At 64.7% G+C, this 15,303-nt stretch carries 16 protein-coding genes; 6 read left to right on the top strand and 10 right to left on the bottom strand.

The window, feature by feature from the left end; genetic code table 11:
- The coding region (locus tag BI49514_RS17390) for an IS110 family transposase (protein WP_219618452.1) at nt 1–378 on the bottom strand (378 nt) is incomplete at its 3' end.
- A 521-nt stretch (nt 379–899) separates the two neighbouring features.
- Between BI49514_RS17390 and BI49514_RS09885 the strand changes: the two genes are divergently transcribed.
- Nucleotides 900–3,617, top strand: a complete 2,718-nt coding sequence (locus tag BI49514_RS09885) for an ExeM/NucH family extracellular endonuclease (RefSeq protein WP_145996203.1) — start codon at nt 900–902, stop codon at nt 3,615–3,617.
- 3 nt (nt 3,618–3,620) lie between these two features.
- Here the strand turns inward: BI49514_RS09885 and BI49514_RS09880 are convergent, their stop codons facing one another.
- Genes BI49514_RS09880 through BI49514_RS09870 form a run of 3 tightly spaced genes read right to left on the bottom strand, consistent with a single transcriptional unit; the run spans nt 3,621 to nt 7,558 of the window.
- Entirely contained in the window at nt 3,621–4,763 is a 1,143-nt protein-coding gene (locus BI49514_RS09880; RefSeq protein WP_101546382.1) for a PrpF domain-containing protein, read from the bottom strand.
- 28 nt (nt 4,764–4,791) lie between these two features.
- Complete coding sequence (locus BI49514_RS09875; protein ID WP_244195011.1) at nt 4,792–6,072, bottom strand: MFS transporter; 1,281 nt, start codon at nt 6,070–6,072, stop codon at nt 4,792–4,794.
- Nucleotides 6,073–6,100: 28 nt separating this feature from the next.
- Complete coding sequence (locus tag BI49514_RS09870) at nt 6,101–7,558, bottom strand: benzaldehyde dehydrogenase (RefSeq protein WP_101546380.1); 1,458 nt, start codon at nt 7,556–7,558, stop codon at nt 6,101–6,103.
- A gap of 131 nt (nt 7,559–7,689) precedes the next feature.
- Here BI49514_RS09870 and BI49514_RS09865 point away from each other — a divergent pair, with 131 nt between their 5' ends.
- Nucleotides 7,690–8,460: an IclR family transcriptional regulator gene (locus tag BI49514_RS09865; RefSeq protein ID WP_101546379.1), complete on the top strand. Its 771-nt coding sequence runs from the start codon at nt 7,690–7,692 to the stop codon at nt 8,458–8,460.
- 16 nt (nt 8,461–8,476) lie between these two features.
- Here the strand turns inward: BI49514_RS09865 and BI49514_RS09860 are convergent, their stop codons facing one another.
- Both BI49514_RS09860 and BI49514_RS09855 read right to left on the bottom strand, forming a co-directional pair.
- Nucleotides 8,477–8,863, bottom strand: coding sequence for a DUF1304 domain-containing protein (locus BI49514_RS09860; protein ID WP_101546378.1), 387 nt, complete (start codon nt 8,861–8,863; stop codon nt 8,477–8,479).
- The gene (locus tag BI49514_RS09855) at nt 8,860–9,123 is read right to left on the bottom strand and encodes a DUF2277 domain-containing protein (RefSeq protein ID WP_062245112.1); all 264 of its coding nucleotides are present in this window, start codon (nt 9,121–9,123) and stop codon (nt 8,860–8,862) included. Before BI49514_RS09855 ends, BI49514_RS09860 begins: the two co-directional genes overlap by 4 nt.
- A gap of 81 nt (nt 9,124–9,204) precedes the next feature.
- Here BI49514_RS09855 and BI49514_RS09850 point away from each other — a divergent pair, with 81 nt between their 5' ends.
- On the top strand, nt 9,205–9,936 hold the full coding sequence (locus BI49514_RS09850; RefSeq protein ID WP_101546387.1) for a GTP pyrophosphokinase: 732 nt from the start codon (nt 9,205–9,207) through the stop codon (nt 9,934–9,936).
- On the opposite strand, the gene BI49514_RS09845 is transcribed toward BI49514_RS09850, so the two are convergent.
- Nucleotides 9,917–10,495, bottom strand: a complete 579-nt coding sequence (locus BI49514_RS09845; RefSeq protein ID WP_101546377.1) for a dihydrofolate reductase family protein — start codon at nt 10,493–10,495, stop codon at nt 9,917–9,919. The two genes, BI49514_RS09850 and BI49514_RS09845, sit on opposite strands and share 20 nt — an antisense overlap.
- A gap of 198 nt (nt 10,496–10,693) precedes the next feature.
- Here BI49514_RS09845 and BI49514_RS09840 point away from each other — a divergent pair, with 198 nt between their 5' ends.
- Together BI49514_RS09840 and BI49514_RS09835 are read left to right on the top strand one after the other, a co-directional pair.
- Nucleotides 10,694–11,452: an SDR family NAD(P)-dependent oxidoreductase gene (locus BI49514_RS09840; RefSeq protein WP_101546376.1), complete on the top strand. Its 759-nt coding sequence runs from the start codon at nt 10,694–10,696 to the stop codon at nt 11,450–11,452.
- A gap of 124 nt (nt 11,453–11,576) precedes the next feature.
- Entirely contained in the window at nt 11,577–11,786 is a 210-nt protein-coding gene (locus BI49514_RS09835) for a hypothetical protein (protein WP_101546375.1), read from the top strand.
- Between the two features lie 176 nt (nt 11,787–11,962).
- Here the strand turns inward: BI49514_RS09835 and BI49514_RS09825 are convergent, their stop codons facing one another.
- From BI49514_RS09825 to BI49514_RS09815, 3 genes are all read right to left on the bottom strand, one after another.
- Nucleotides 11,963–12,496, bottom strand: coding sequence for an O-acetyl-ADP-ribose deacetylase (locus BI49514_RS09825; RefSeq protein ID WP_101546374.1), 534 nt, complete (start codon nt 12,494–12,496; stop codon nt 11,963–11,965).
- 91 nt (nt 12,497–12,587) lie between these two features.
- A complete protein-coding gene (locus BI49514_RS09820; protein ID WP_039207979.1) occupies nt 12,588–12,812 on the bottom strand; it encodes a sulfurtransferase TusA family protein in 225 nt (74 codons plus the stop codon).
- Nucleotides 12,809–13,864: a YeeE/YedE family protein gene (locus tag BI49514_RS09815; protein ID WP_101546373.1), complete on the bottom strand. Its 1,056-nt coding sequence runs from the start codon at nt 13,862–13,864 to the stop codon at nt 12,809–12,811. Before BI49514_RS09815 ends, BI49514_RS09820 begins: the two co-directional genes overlap by 4 nt.
- Nucleotides 13,865–14,072: 208 nt before the next feature.
- On the opposite strand from BI49514_RS09815, the gene BI49514_RS09810 reads away from it, so the two are divergent.
- Nucleotides 14,073–15,257, top strand: coding sequence for a 4-hydroxybenzoate 3-monooxygenase (locus BI49514_RS09810; protein WP_101546372.1), 1,185 nt, complete (start codon nt 14,073–14,075; stop codon nt 15,255–15,257).
- Nucleotides 15,258–15,303: the final 46 nt, after the last annotated feature.

Raw genomic sequence — 15,303 nt, 5'->3', positions numbered from 1 at the left:
GGGTCGAGCGGACCTATCACCGGAAGCGTCGACAGCGACGTTTGGGTAAACTGACCCCGGTTGAATACGAGCTTGTTCACCAAAAGGCCGTCGCCCTGGCGGCATAAACCCAGGAGTCAACCAAACCTTCAGCAGTCCCATATGACCGGTCAGCACCGCACCATAGGAGGCTGTTCCTTCCACGACCCACAGAGTGTCGAGGTCACCTTTCGTCCACCGGCCGGCCCAGGTCAGGGCCCGTTTGATGCCGGCCCGAGATGTCGGGAAGCTGCCGGTAGCCACGAGGATGCCGGTGTTGGTAATGATCGTGTAGACGTGTTTTCTGGCGTGTGTATCGACGCCGATGAAGAAGTTGTATAAGTGCGCGACAATGGACATGGCGGTTCGAAGCTCCCTGTTTGACCGATAGGTTGTGCGGCCGCTTGCGGCCGGTACCGGTCCGGGATGAGGTCACTTCGGAACAACACTGTGATGAGTCATGCCCCCGGCAAAGGGGCAGACAGCCTTCTGATCAAGTTACCGAGGTGGGCCGAGTCGGTGCCGGCCGCACCACCCATGTGATCGGACAAATCGGCCCGAAGACACCACCAAAAGGGGGTGGGTCACCGCCAGGTTGAGTCACGATCACGGGATGGAGAGGCCAACACCTACTCTGCCAGCCGGTCCCAGACCAGCCACTACCAAGACTCACAGCCGTCAGGTAGTTCTGGGAGGCAAGGTGGGTTGGAAGTGAGCGTGTAGGATCGGTCCCATCTGTGACGTTCAGCGGACTGTCCGACTGTTCACAAACTGTTCACATCTTCGCCGTCGATGTCGAGATGAGGACCGCTAGTGTGTAAGGGACCGCGCACGTGGATCGTCACGATGTGCACAGTCGCTCATCCGTTCGAAAGGTCCCCATGAAAGTCACGACCATAATGTCCTCCGCGGCGGCGATCAGCCTCGTCGCCGGGCTGAGCCTCCCGCTGGCTCCCGCCACAGCAGCACCGGCACCAGACGCAGCAGCCGACGACGTTCAGATCTCCGAGATCGCCTACACCGTCGATTCGGACTTCATCGAAATCGCAGCCGATCCCGGCACCGATGTCTCCGGCTGGACTTTCGGGTCCGTCACCCGCGGCGGCTCCGTCCAGGCACAGGAGTACACGACCACCCTGCCTGCGAACTCCACCGTCGGCGACTCCGGAGCACTCGCCGTCGACGTGCCGATCACGAACTCCGTGAACTCCGGCTCCGCAGCCGACGGCAGCTACGGAGCGAGTGCCTTCGCCATCGATGAGACCGGCACGCTCATCGACTTCGAACAGATCGGCGGAGTCATCGGCGGCAAGGGCGTGACCGGGGCGAAGAACACTTTCACTCCGGCCGCCGTCATCGGACAGGAAGCCACCCCGACCGGAGCCACCGCGGCGTCCGGCCAGTCGATCCAGCTCATCGACGGAACTTGGAAGTCCGCGGCCCCGACCCCGAACGCCCTTCCCGAGGGCGATGGCGACGGTGGTGAAGATCCCGGACCGGATCCCGAGGGCCTCACCCCGATCGCCGATATCCAAGGCACCACTGACTCCAGCCCGCTGCAGGGCAAGACCGTGACCACCCGCGGCGTCGTCACCGCCGCCTACCCCGAGGGCGGACTGAACGGCTACTACATCCAGACCCCCGGCACCGGCGGAGCCGACCGCGAAGACGGTGCCGCCTCCGACGGCATCTTCGTCTACTCCCCCGACACTGTGGCCGATATCAGCATCGACGACCACGTCGAGGTCACCGGCACCGTGTCCGAACACTACGGACAGACCCAGATCTCCGTATCTGCGTCCGGTCTCGAAACGGTCGACGAACCCGCCGAGGCGGTCAAACCCGTCGAAGACGCCTTTCCTGCAGGAGATGAGAAGCGCGAATCGCTCGAAGGCATGCTCGTCCAGCCCAGCGAATCGCTGACCGTGGCCGACAACTACAACACGAACACGTACGGTGAGGTCGTCCTCGCCACCGGTGACGGCACACTGCCCCAGCCCACCGACGTTCACCGCCCCGCTACCCCCGAGGCGAAGGCCCTCGAAGCCGACAACCTCGAACGCGAGGTCGTCCTCGACGACGGTTCGACCGTGAACTTCGTCAAGAACGACAAGGACGTTCCCCTGCCGTACCTGAGCCAGGACGCACCCGTCCGCGTCGGCGCTCAGGCGACCTTCACCTCCCCGGTGGTGCTCGGCTTCGATCACGAGAAGTGGCGGTTCCAGCCGACGACTCGTCTGACCGGGACCAACGCCGAGGCGGTGCAGCCGACCACGTTCACCGACACCCGCACCGACGCCCCCGAGGCCGTCGGCGGGCAGGTCAGCCTCGCCAGTTTCAACGTGCTCAACTACTTCACCACCACAGGCGACCAGCTCTCAGGGTGCCAGTACTACGACGACCGCGAAGGCAACCACATCACCGTCCGCAGCGGCTGCGATGCCCGCGGTGCCGCGAACGCGGAAAGCCTCAAGCGGCAGGAGACGAAGATCGTCACCGCGATCAACAAGCTCGACACCTCGGTCGTCTCGCTCATGGAGATCGAGAATTCCGCTGCCTTCGGCAAGGACCGCGATGACGCGCTGGCGACACTGGTCAAACGCCTCAACGAGGCGGCCGGGACCCAGAAATGGGACTTCGTCGAATCCCCGTCCGCGGTCCCGTCCGATGAGGACGTCATCCGCACGGCCCTGATCTACCAACCCGCCGAGGTGGCCCCGCAGAACGAGTCCACGATCCTTGACGATCAGGATGCGTTCTCCAACGCTCGCGAACCCCTGTCCCAGGCGTTCGCTCCGAAGGACGACTCCGGTGAGGTCGAGAAGGACAAGACCTTCGTGACGATCACCAACCACTTCAAATCCAAGGGGTCGGGCTCAGGTCCGGGCAACGAGGACTCCGGCGACGGTCAGGGCGCGTCGAACGCCGACCGGGTGAAGCAGGCCGAAGCGCTCGTCGGGTTCGCTGGCGATCAGCAGGAGGCAACGAGCAGCGACCTGGTCTACCTCCTCGGCGATTTCAATTCCTACACTCAGGAGGACCCGATGCAGGTCTTCTATGAGGCCGGATACAAGGACATCGCGGCGGAGAAGACAGACGAATCCACGTATGTCTATGGCTCGCGCACCGGCAGCCTCGACCACGTCCTCGCTCTCGACGCCTCGGACGAAGCGCACGGTGCAGGCACTGATGCGACGGCCTTCGACTCCGTCACCGGGGCCGATGTCTGGAACATCAACTCGGTCGAGTCCCTGGCGCTCGAATACAGCCGCTTCAACTACAACATCGCCGACCTCTACGCGCCGGACCAGTTCCGGGCTTCCGACCATGATCCGGTCGTCGTCGGTCTCTTCGACTCCTCAGATGAGGGCGGGGACGACGACGGTAACAGTGAGGCCGGCGCTGCCGACGACTCGGATGCTGCAAGTTCCGCCGACGGCGCAGGCGATGATGCGAACGCCGACGGTTCGAGCGACCACCCCGGCGGAAAGAACGCGGGGAAGAACGGCGGAAAGAACGGCAACCACTGGGGCAGCCGCGACGGCGACCACCCCGGAGGCAAGAACGCAGGGAAGAACGGTCGCCACAACGGTTGGTGACACCTAGTCGGTGACGGCCACCTGCCCTCGCATGAGCACTCGTGCCGTGCGGAAGAGGGAGGTGGCCGTCACTGTGTCCGCGTCGAAGACGGCACCGGCGGTGACCACGCCCGACGGGGTAGCCAGCCGCACTTCCGGCCCGACTGCCCCGGGCCGGGAGCGCCGGATGATGCGGTTGATGATCGTGTCCGGGATCTGCGCGGCCGCGGCCAGGCACATGGCTCCGGTTCCGGGCACGGCTTTGTGCGTCTGCCCCATGGAGATCATTCGCACGGGCAGGTCGGCCTCCTCGGCGGCCAGGATCGTTCCGTCGAGCAGTCGGGTGGGCTCTGTGGCGGTGACCACGGCGACCTTCGGCACGACGTCCGGTGCGTCCTCCGGCGACTCACACAGCCCCATGCGCACGGCGGCGTTGCGGCGCAGCTGCTCGATCATGCCCATCGCGTGCTCTTTCGCGTCGATCTCCTCCGGAGATTCGGTGCTCTTGAGTCCGATCGCAGCCCCCGGGACGATGACGACGGGCAGGGTGGCATCGACGAGGCTGACCTCGAACATCGCCCCACCAGCAGTGATGGACTCGGCTGCCTTACCCGTTGGCAGGAGTCCGGCGGTGCGGCTGCCGGCCGGATCGGGGTAGATGAGTTCGACCGGTGCGTCCGTTCCGCTGACTCCGGGCAGCACCAGATCGCCCGCACCGTCGGCCTGCCCATCGACGACGCCCAGTCCGACGTCGACGAGTTTCTGCGTGTTCGTGTTGAACAGCCGGAAGACATGCCGTCCATCGGCTGCGGAGATCAGCCCCTCCGACAGTGCGAAGGGCACGACCCCGGAGGACAGATTTCCGCAGTTGCCGGAGTAGTCGACGGTCGCCTCGGTGACGGAGACCTGACCGAACGTGTAGTCGAGGTCGACCCCGTCCCTCGCCGAGGCGGCCACGACGACGATCTTCGACAGCGAGGAGATTCCCCCGCCCATTCCGTCGAGCTGACGGCCGAACGGATCGGGCGAGCCCATCGCCTGGCAGAAGATCTTGTCCCACTCCGCCATGTCCCCATCCGAGTTCAGCGACGGCAGCGCGGATTCGCTGAAGAAGAGTCCCTTGCTTGTGCCGCCGCGAACGAACGAGGCATCGATCCACCGAGTCATGGACTCAGCGTAGCCAACCCCGCTGACATCACTTCACTGATTTGGGCACGATCGCCATGGCGGCGAAGCCGAGCACGGCGACGACAGCGAAGAGGTAGAAGCCCCACGGGTAGGCGATTCCGGCAGTGACGAGGGCACCGGTGATGAAGGGGCCGACGATGGCGCCGATGCGGCCGATTCCCGAGGCCATGCCCAATGCGGTTCCGCGCGCCTGTGCCGGATAGATGGCGGAGACGAAGGCGTAGACGAGCACCTGGGCGGAGAAGACGAAGACTCCGGTGATGAACACGGCGATGTTGAGCAGGATCTGGCTGGTCATCGGAATCGAGAGCGCGGCGAGGAAGACCGCTGCGAGGACGAACCACATGAGCACGATCTTCTTCGTTCCGTGCTTATCGGCCAACCAGCCAGCCAGGACGAGTCCGACGACGGCGCCGATGTTCATGACGAAGAGCATGACGAGGGAATCAGAGACCTCGTAGCCGGCGTCGGCCATGATCTTCGGCAGCCAGGTGTTGAGTCCGTAGACCAGCAGGAGTCCCATGAAGCTTGCCGCCCACACGCCGATGGTCACCAGCGCGAGCTTGCCTGAGAAGAGTCCGGCCATTCCGGTCTTCACCTGTGCGTCGACAGTGCCTGCCGGATCGGCGGCGTCTGCGTCCTTCGCCTGCGCAGCGGCGGGGTTGCGCTTGAGTTCCTGAGCGATGAGGAAGACCTCGGATTCTGGCAGCTTCCAGATCAGGAGGGGAACCATGACCAGGCCCGCGATTCCGCCGGCGAGGAAGAGCAGATGCCAGTTGTGGGAGTAGGCGACGGCGAGCAGGGAGATCGCGACGGCGCCGGCGTGGTAGCCGGTCATCGTCAGGGTCGTGGCCTTACCCGTCTTGCCCGACTTGTTGTACTCGCTGATATAGGCGAGCGCGCTGGGCATCACGGCACCGAGGAACAGTCCGGCGATGAACCGGTAGATGGTGAACAGTGCGACGTTCGGAGCGAACGCGACGAGCAGGGTGAAGACGCTGAAGCCGATGACGCAGCCGATGATCGCCCACCGTCGTCCGATCCGGTCGACGACCGGACCCACGGACACCGCACCCAGGCCGACGCCGACGAGACTGAGGGTGGCGACCATGGTGGCCGCCTCGGGGGTGAATCCGAGGGCCTCGGTGGCCAGCAGTTCGGGGATTACCGCGCCGAGGACGACGAGGTCAAAGCCCTCCAAAGCGACGGCCAGCCAACATAGGACGGCCGGCCAGCGGCCCGCCGAGGTGGAACCGGTCATGGATGCGGATGGGGTGGTTGCGGGCATCGGTGTCTCCGGGGTGTTGTCGTGCAGGTCAGAACGGGTAGGGCGCGATGGACGAGCGCATCGTCACCCACTGGGTTTCGGTGAAGGCTTCGATATTGGCCTCAGCCCCGCCGAAACGGGATCCGTTGCCGGAGTCCTTCATCCCGCCGAAGGGGACGTTGGCCTCGTCGGAGACGGTCTGTTCGTTGATGTGGATCTTCCCGGTGTCAACGAGGTCGGCCAGGTCCATGGCCAGACCCACATCGCCGAGGATGCCGAGCGAGAGCCCGTATTCGCTGGCGTTGACCATCTCGGCGGCTTCTTCGAGGGTGGAGAAGCGGGCCACCGGGGCGACGGGTCCGAAGATCTCCTGCGCCCAGGCGGGGTTCGAGGGGCTGAGATCCGTGAGCACTGTGGGCGGGACGAAGGCCCCTTCGCCCGGCCCTCCGGCGACGAGTGTGGCGCCGTCGGCGGTGGCTTTGTCGAGGATGTCGCGAACGTGGCTGCGCTGTTTCTCGTCGATGATCGGTCCGATCGCAACCTCCTCGGTGGCGGGGTTGCCCACCGGCAGATTGCGGGCGCGTTCGGCCAGCTGTTCGACATAGTCGTCGTAGATGGATTCGTGGACGAGGTGGCGGCCTGTGGTCATGCAGATCTGGCCTTGGTGCATCCACGATCCGAAGGCCCCCGCGGAGGTGGCCGGACCGACTTCGGCTCCGGGAAGGACGACGAGCGCATTGTTTCCACCGAGTTCGAGGTGGCACCGCTTGAGGAGGCGACCGGCGGCTTCGCCGACCTTGCGTCCGGCCGCCGTGGAGCCGGTGAACGAGATGACGGAGACCTCGGGTGCGGCGACGACGGCTTCACCGGCGTCGAGGCCGCCGGGCAGGACCTGGAGCAGTCCTTCGGGCAGTCCCGCCTCGGCGAAGACCTTCGCGATCGCCACTCCGGCGCACACGGCGGTGCGGGGGTCCGGCTTGAGCAGGACCGCGTTGCCCAGGGCCAGGGCCGGGGCGACGGAGCGCATGGCGAGGATGAGGGGGAAGTTGAACGGGGCGATGACGGAGACAACTCCGGCGGGCACTCGGCGGGCGAAGGACCAGCGGGGTTCGTTCGAGCTGAGCACCTGGCCCTTGGGGTGGCTGGGCAGGGCGGAGGATTCGAAGCAGATGGCTTCGGCCGAGGAGAGCTCGAGTGCGGCCTTCGGCGGGATGGAGCCGGCTTCGCGGATGATCCATCCGGAGAGCTCATCGGCGTGTTCGGCCCACAGGGCGCCGGCACGTCGCAGCACTGCGGCCCGTTCGGCCGGAGTGGCCTTCGCCCATTCCTTCTGTGCTGCGGCGGCACGCGTTGCGGCGGCGGTGACGTCGTCGGCGCTGGCGGCACCGAGGCGGCCGAGGGTCTCACCGGTGGCCGGTTCGATGACGTCGTAGGTCTCTCCGGAGCCGGCGGTCCAGGTGCCGGTGAAGATCTTCTCGTGCCAGTCGGTTCCCAGGAAATCAGTCATTGTCTGTCCTCACTTCTTTGTCGGGGCGGGACTGTGGTGCACCTCTCGTCAGAGTAGTGACCCGCACCACCCGAAGCCACAGCGCTCCCATTCATTGAGAATTTCGATGGAGAGCCGCTAGAATCCGAGGCATGGCGAACTCTCCTTCCGGCGACTCGATGATCGATCGGCTCGTGCGCGTGCTCGCATCCTTCAACCCGGATCATCAGAGCCTGAGCACCGAGGAGATCGCTGAGCGTGCCGAGCTGCCGAAGTCGACGGCGTACCGCCTGGTAGGCGAGATGATGCGGCATGATCTGCTCCAGCGCGACCCCACAGGGCGCATCCGGATCGGGGTCGGAATGTGGGAGCTGTCGAACCGCGCCTCCGATGCCGTCGATCTGGCTTCGGTGGCCAGACCGCACATGATGGCAGTGCATGAGTTTGTCGGTGAGAACACGCAGCTGGGCATCCTGCGGGGGCGAGAGGTGCTCATCATCGAGCGCATGTCGGCGCCGAATGCGGTCATCCACCGGTCGAAGACCGCCGGTCGGTTGCCGGCTCATGCATCGTCCTGTGGACTCGTGCTCTTGGCTTATGCGCCCAAACATGTTCGTGAGGCGTATCTGCGGGGGCCGCTGTCTGCCATCACGGAGAAGACGACAACGGATCCTGCAACTCTGCGCAAGATGTTCACTTCCATCCGCTCTCACCATTTCGCCGAACTGTCCGGCCATATCGATGAGGGCACGACGGGCATCACGGTTCCGGTCTTCGACGCCGGCGGGGCGGCGATCGCCGGGCTTGGCGTCGTCATCGATTCGGAGCACCGGAAAGGTGTGCCCGCGATCATGCGGGTCCTACGGACCGCCTCGGCGAGGATCACGCAGGATCTCACAGCCGATCATCGATTCGCCGGCTGAACCGGATCGCCGCGACTCAGATCAGCACTCCGACGATCAGGCAGAGCACACCGAGCAGCGGCAGAGCGCCCTGTTTGATCGCGGAGGCGAGCAGCTCACGGCTTGAGAGTGCGAGCACCAGTGCTGCAGCGAGCATCGATCCTGCCCCGACGAAGACGAGGGTGAGACCGACCGCAGCAGAGCCTGTACCGAAGACGATGAGGCCGATGAACACAGCGAGTGCCAAGAAGAGGTTGTAGAAGCCCTGGTTGAAGGCCAGGGACTTCGTCGTCTCGGCCTCGGCCTCGGTGGTGCCGAATGTGGCGCGGGCACGTGGACTCGTCCAGGCGATGGACTCCAGGTAGAAGATGAAGACGTGCAGGGCGGCGGCGAGGCCGGCGACGACGAGTCCGGCGATCGTCATGCGCGACCTGCGAATCTCGCTCGTCGCTTCTCCGCTTCCTCCTCTCGGTTCTTCGGCGGCGCGTTCGTCACCAGCGCATCGAGGAGGTGCTGGGTGGTGTGCGCGATCTCCTCGACAGCGGCGTCGAAGGCTTCGGCATTGGCCTGCGAGGGCTTCGTCGTCCCGGCGATCTTGCGCACGTACTGCAGGGCGGCGGCGTGGACTTCGTCGGAGGTGGCGGCGGGTTCGAAATTATGGAGTGTTCTGATGTTTCTGCACATCGCAAAACGGTACCTCTCGGCACTGACGCAGAACAGATGTTCCGCCGATACACTGAGGCCACAATGGAGATCGGGAGAGAGATGACGCCAGCAGAGACAGCCCTGACAACGCAGCAGATCGAGAGCGTCCGTCAGCTGCGCCTGGATTTCTCGCAGCTGATCATGCACCACCGATTCGTCATCGACGAGGTGCTCACGAAGATCTCGATCCTGCGCGAGGAGTCCGTCCACACGCGCAGCTACAACCCGATCGAGCACATCTCCTCTCGCGTGAAGTCGCCGCGGAGCCTTCTGGAGAAGGTCCATCGTCGGGGCCTGCCGCTCGACACCGAGATCATCCGGCGGGAGATCACCGACATCGCGGGCATCCGCATCACCTGCAGCTTCATCGCCGACACCTACCACGTCCTCGAGCTGCTCACCGCGCAGAACGACGTCCGCCTCGTCGAGGTCAAGGACTACATCGCAGAGCCGAAGCCCAACGGCTACCGGAGCCTGCACGCGATCCTCGAGGTTCCGGTGTTCCTGCGCAGCGGGCCGACCCCAGTCATCTGCGAGGTGCAGATCCGCACGATCGCGATGGACTTCTGGGCGAGCCTCGAACACAAGATCCACTACAAGTTCGACGGCGACGTTCCCGATCGTCTCGTTGGCGAACTCACCGAGGCGGCCGACGCGGCCAGCGAACTCGACCGGAAGATGGAACGCCTCCACGCCGAGGTCAGAAGCGGTTCACCGGATGTCGATTCCGGCGAGGAGTTCGACGAGGAGGCCCTGCGGATCCTTTGGGACCTCAGTCGGCGGGAGGGCTAGACCTCTTGGGTCGGTACGTCCGGCCGAAGCTGCGGGCGTTCGCCGTATCGATCGTCTCGAGCTCCCAGTCGACCCGCCGTCCGCCGGGAACATCGAAGATCCGGGTGCCGTCGCCGAGGAAGACTGGGGCGACGTAGACCTGGAGTTCGTCGATGAGGTCGACCTCGAGCGCTTGCCGGGCGATATCGGCGCTGATGATCTGAATGTCGCGGTCGCCGGCGATGGCCTGGGCCTTCTCGACCGCCTCGGTGATGGTGCAGTTCATCGCGGTCACCGAGGCGTCCTCAGCCAATTCCTCGGGGCGGTGGGTGAGGATGATCTCCGTCCCCGACCACGCACTGCCGTAAGCCTCGGACGTCAGCTCATCGCGTTCGTCGGCCTGCGTCTTGGCCGCGTCGTAGCCGCGGCGGCCGGAGATGATGACGGCAACCTTCGACGCCATGCCCTCGGTGGTGCCTTCGGCGTTCGGTTCGGAGGCCGAGAGCCACGACATGTCATGGCCTGGCCCGGCGATGAATCCGTCGATCGAACAGGTGAAACCCCATGCCACTTTTCCCATCACTCCCCCTCGCGCCGCAGCGATCATCAATCTAGTTGCAGATTGCAACCAGTTAACCATTGTTGCCGGCCTCGATCAATGCCCCGTGTGACCGAACAGGCCGACTTACAGCGGAATGTTCTCCGACTCTTCCTCGTTACGCCTGGTGAGGACCACATCAGCGGGGTCCCACAGATTTTCGAGAAAGAAGGTCACACCATGGCAGATTTCACCGGCAAAGTTGCACTCGTCACCGGAGGAGGATCGGGCCTCGGAGAGGCGATTTCCAAGGACCTCGCCACCAAGGGCGCGAAGGTCGTCCTCACCGACATCAATCTCGAGGCAGCCGAGCGTGTCGCCGGCGAGATCGCTGAGGCCGGAGGCACCGCCTCGGCGATCAAGCAGGACACGTCCTCGAAGGAAGACTCGGAGAAGACCGTCCAGTTCGCTGTCGATACCTACGGCGGGCTCAACTTCGCAGTGAACAATGCCGGCATCGGCGGCAAGCAGGTCCCGGTCGGCGAAACCGACCTCGACTCCTGGGACAAGGTCATCGACGTCAACCTCAATGGCGTGCTCTACGGCATGCGCTTCCAGATCCCGGCGATGCTCAAGTCCGGCGCGAAGGACTCGGCGATCGTCAACATGGCTTCGGTCCACGGAACCGTCGCCGCGATCAACAACGGCGCTTACACCGCAGCCAAGCACGGCGTCGTCGGCATCACGAAGAATGCCGCCGCTGAATACGGCACCGAGGGACTGCGCATCAACGCCGTCGGCCCCGGCTACATTACGACTCCCCTGCTCGAATCGAGCCTGGACGCCGAGGTCATCGAGGGCCTCAAGGCCAAGCATCCCCTCGGCCGCCTCGGCACCGCCGACGAGGTCGCGAAGGTCGTGTCCTTCCTGCTCTCCGATGACGCTTCGTTCGTCACCGGCGCCTACTACCTCATCGACGGCGGCTACACCGCGGTGTGACATCCCCGCGCCCTCATCGGGTGTTCAATGATTCGTGCCTGTTCAAGTTTCTTGAACAGGCACGTTTCGTTGAACGACTCGAGCCGAGTGCCATCTGATCACCCAGCAGCAGAAGCCCCTGCACGTGGTTCTTCGCACGAGATCGGGAATCTTCCTCCTCATCGGAGTCCTCGGATTCCTCCTCGTCAAGATCGTCGGCCCCGTCCTGCAGACAGGTCCCGAATACGTCGTCGAGGCCATCATCTCCGGAATCCCGCTGCTCCTCTCCGCCAGTTGGGCCCTCACGGCGCTGGCGCTGGCGGTCGTACACAGAGTGCGGGACAGGGCAGCGTGAACACTGCCCCGCGTGGGTTCACTCCGGGTGCGCGACGATATTGAACACGTTGCCGTCGGGTGCTCGGACGAAGAACCGCCGTACTCCCCATTCCTCGTTCGCTCGCATAGAACCCCCGCGCGGCGTCGAGGTCGTCGACCGCGATGTCCGGAGTGACCCTGTTGACCTTCATGACATCACCACTGATCGTGGTCGAATACCTGACAGAACACGCTCGTCATCTGATCGCTGAAGAGGACGAACTGCACCTCGTCGATAGATTCCCAGCGCCCGCGCGATCGTCCGTCGACGATGACTGAGTGAGCCGCCTCGGCTACATCTCTGGGCGACCAGCCGTAGACTCCGCCGCCGATGGCGGGGAACGCGATCGAGGAGGCTCCGACCTCCTCGGCGAGGTTGAGGCTCGACTCGAAACAGGACTCGAGGATCTCCGGGTCCGCCTCACCCGCGTTCCGGTTCGGTCCGACCGTGTGGATGACCCACCGAGCAGGCAGGTCACCGGCAATCGTCTCAACAGCCTGACCAGGTGGTAGACCACGCACATGGGTGGTCTGCCGGATCTCGCGGCAGGCTTCGAGGAGCGCGGGACCAGCCGCGCGATGGATGGCTCCGTCGACCCCGCCGCCACCGAGCAGGGACGAATTCGCGGCGTTGACGATCGCGTCGACGGCCACCTCGGTGATATCGCCTTCGAGAACCGTGATCTTCATGTCTTGAGTCTAGACATCGGCACTGACATTGCGCATCGGCCGGCGCAGCTTTGCAGCTGCGCCGGCCGATGCGGTTGGTGTCTCCCGCGAGTCAGGCCTTCTGGACGGTGATGGTCCAGCTGGCGTCGGTGACTCGGTCGAAGTGGGTGACGGGGTAGCCGTTCTCGGCGGCCCACTGCGGGATCGCCTCGGTGGCCTGCGTGCAGTCGAAGTTGATGACGAGTTCGTCACCGGCTTCCAGACCGGTCATCGCGTCCTTCGCTTCGACGAGAGGGAAGGGGCAGACCTGACCGTCGGTTTCGAGTACTTGCTTCATACTGTCCTGCTTTCCGCCGCGGGCGCTGCGGCCTGCGACTTCTTCGGTTTGATGGAGACCTTGGCTGCGATTCCGGCGCCGACGATCATGAAGACCATCGACACCCAGCCCTGGTATTCGAACTGTGCGGTCGAGACCATCGCGTTGCCGACGGTGCAGCCGCCGGCGATGGCCGCGCCGACGCCCATGCCGATTCCGCCGATGATCGACTTGATGATCGTGCCCTTGTCCGGCACGCGGACCCGGAACTCACCGGAGGCCTTGGCTGCGATGAAGGAGCCGACGAGGATGCCGATGACGAGCATGACACCCCAGTCGACGAGCTGCGTGTCACCGGTGGTGAGGTATCCGACGAGGTTCGCCGAGGGGGTGGTGATGCCCAGACCCGAGTTGCGGCCCGTGGCGGCAGAGAGCGGCCAGGCGATCGTTGCGATGATGCCGATGACCACGGCAGTGGCGAAGGGGTTCCAGCGCTTCTCGGTGAGCAGGTGCGCAAGACCGGTCTTGCGCGGGGGCAGGGTGGCCATCGGGGTCTTGAGCTTGCGAGCGTGGTGAACGGTCAGCCAGATGGCGATCGCCGAGATAACAGCGACGAAGACCCACGGGCTCAGACCCGTGGTTGCCTGCAGGCTGCCATTGTCGAGCGTGATCCCGCGGATGCCCTCGGTGAAGCCGGCGAGCGGGCCGAGCTTCATGACTGCAGAGAAGAGAGCGTAGAAGATGAGAGCGAACCAGCTGCCGACGAGTCCCTCACCGGCACGGTAGTAGGTGCCCGTCGCGCAGCCGCCGGCGTAGACCATGGCCCAGCCGAAGATCAGTCCGCCGACGATTGAGGCCAGCCACGGGAACGGTGTCGCCTCAAGGGTGATGACTCCCAAGCTGTTGAGCAGGAAGAGGCCGATGGAGTGCACGGCGATGAGCACGATGAGTGCGGAGAACCAGCGCGTGTTCCCCGTCAGCGTGAGGTCGCGGAAGGCGCCGGTCACGCAGAAACGTCCGCGCTGGAAGACGAATCCAAGGACGAGGCCGACGATGAGTCCGGTGATGATCATTGAGCTGCTTTCTGTTCACGGCAGGTTCGCGGACGAACACAACAGTGGTCAATTTTGCTCAACAATCAGATGCTAGTCAACCAAGAGCGACGAGGAGAGCCGCGGGAACACCGTAAGAACCGCCCTTCTCCCATTCATTGAGAACGCCATCGCGTCGTGTCAGTGACTCGGCGCACACTGTTGGGACGAGACAGGCAAGGAGGCCAAGGTGGCACAACTTCAGACAGACGTCGCAATCGTCGGAGCCGGACCCGCGGGGCTCATGCTCGCGCACCTGCTGCACAACGCAGGCATCGAATCCGTCGTCATCGACAACCGCAGCCGCGACGACATCGCCCACACCCACCGCGCCGGCATCCTCGAAGCAGGATCGGTGCGCATGCTCGAGGCCGCAGGCGTCGAATCGCGCGTCCACACGGACGGGCACCGCCACGACGGAATCGACATCCGAGTCAACGGCTCTTCGAACCACTTCGACTTTCCCGAACTCGTCGGCGAATCCGTCTGGCTCTACCCCCAGAACGAGATCTTCGTCGACCTCTCCGCCGCCCGAGAACGGACCGGCCGCCCCACCTATTACTCGGTCACGGACACCTGCCTAGGCGATGTCGAAACCGAACGTCCCTGGGTCACCGCCACCACTGAAGACGGCGACGAACTGCGCATCGACGCCCGCTACGTCGTCGGCGCCGACGGCTCCCGCGGACCATGCCGCTCGATGATCCCCGACGGCACCCGGCAGCGCTTCTTCCACGAGTACCCCTTCGCCTGGTTCGGCATCCTCTGCGAAGCCCCGCCCAGCCACGAAGTCCTCATCTACTCCCGCTCCGAACGCGGCTTCGCCCTCATCTCTCAGCGCTCCGACAGCGTCCAGCGCATGTATTTCCAGGCCTCCCCCGACACCGACGTCGCTGAATGGTCCGACGATCGGATCTGGACCGAACTCCAGGCCCGCGTCGACGGCCCCGACGGCTTCGAACTCAAGACCGGGCCGATCTTCGACAAGACCGTGCTCCCCTTCCGTTCGGCCGTGACCGAGCCGATGCAGCACGGTTCGATGTTCCTCGCCGGCGACAGCGCCCACACCGTCCCACCGACCGGAGCGAAGGGCCTCAACCTCGCCTTCGCCGACGTGGCCGTGCTCGCCCCAGCCCTCATCTCCGCGTTCAAGGACTCCGACGCCGAGGCGCTGGCCGGCTACTCGCAGACCGCCACCAAACGCGTGTGGAAAGCGCAGAACTTCTCGTACCAGATGACCCGGATGCTCCACACCGACCCGACTCAGGATGACTTCGAAACGAAGCGCAGCCTCGGCGAACTCCGGTCCATCCTCGATTCCGAACACGGTCGCCGCTACCTCGCCGAGTGCTACACCGGCTGGCCCCACGGCTGAACCGCACCCCACCGATCCCAACCGACTCCCACCGAAGCAGAAAGGT

Source organism: Brevibacterium iodinum ATCC 49514 (assembly GCF_900169265.1).
GTDB classification, from domain to species: Bacteria; Actinomycetota; Actinomycetes; order Actinomycetales; family Brevibacteriaceae; genus Brevibacterium; species Brevibacterium iodinum.
This window is presented reverse-complemented; position numbering and strand designations above follow the sequence as displayed.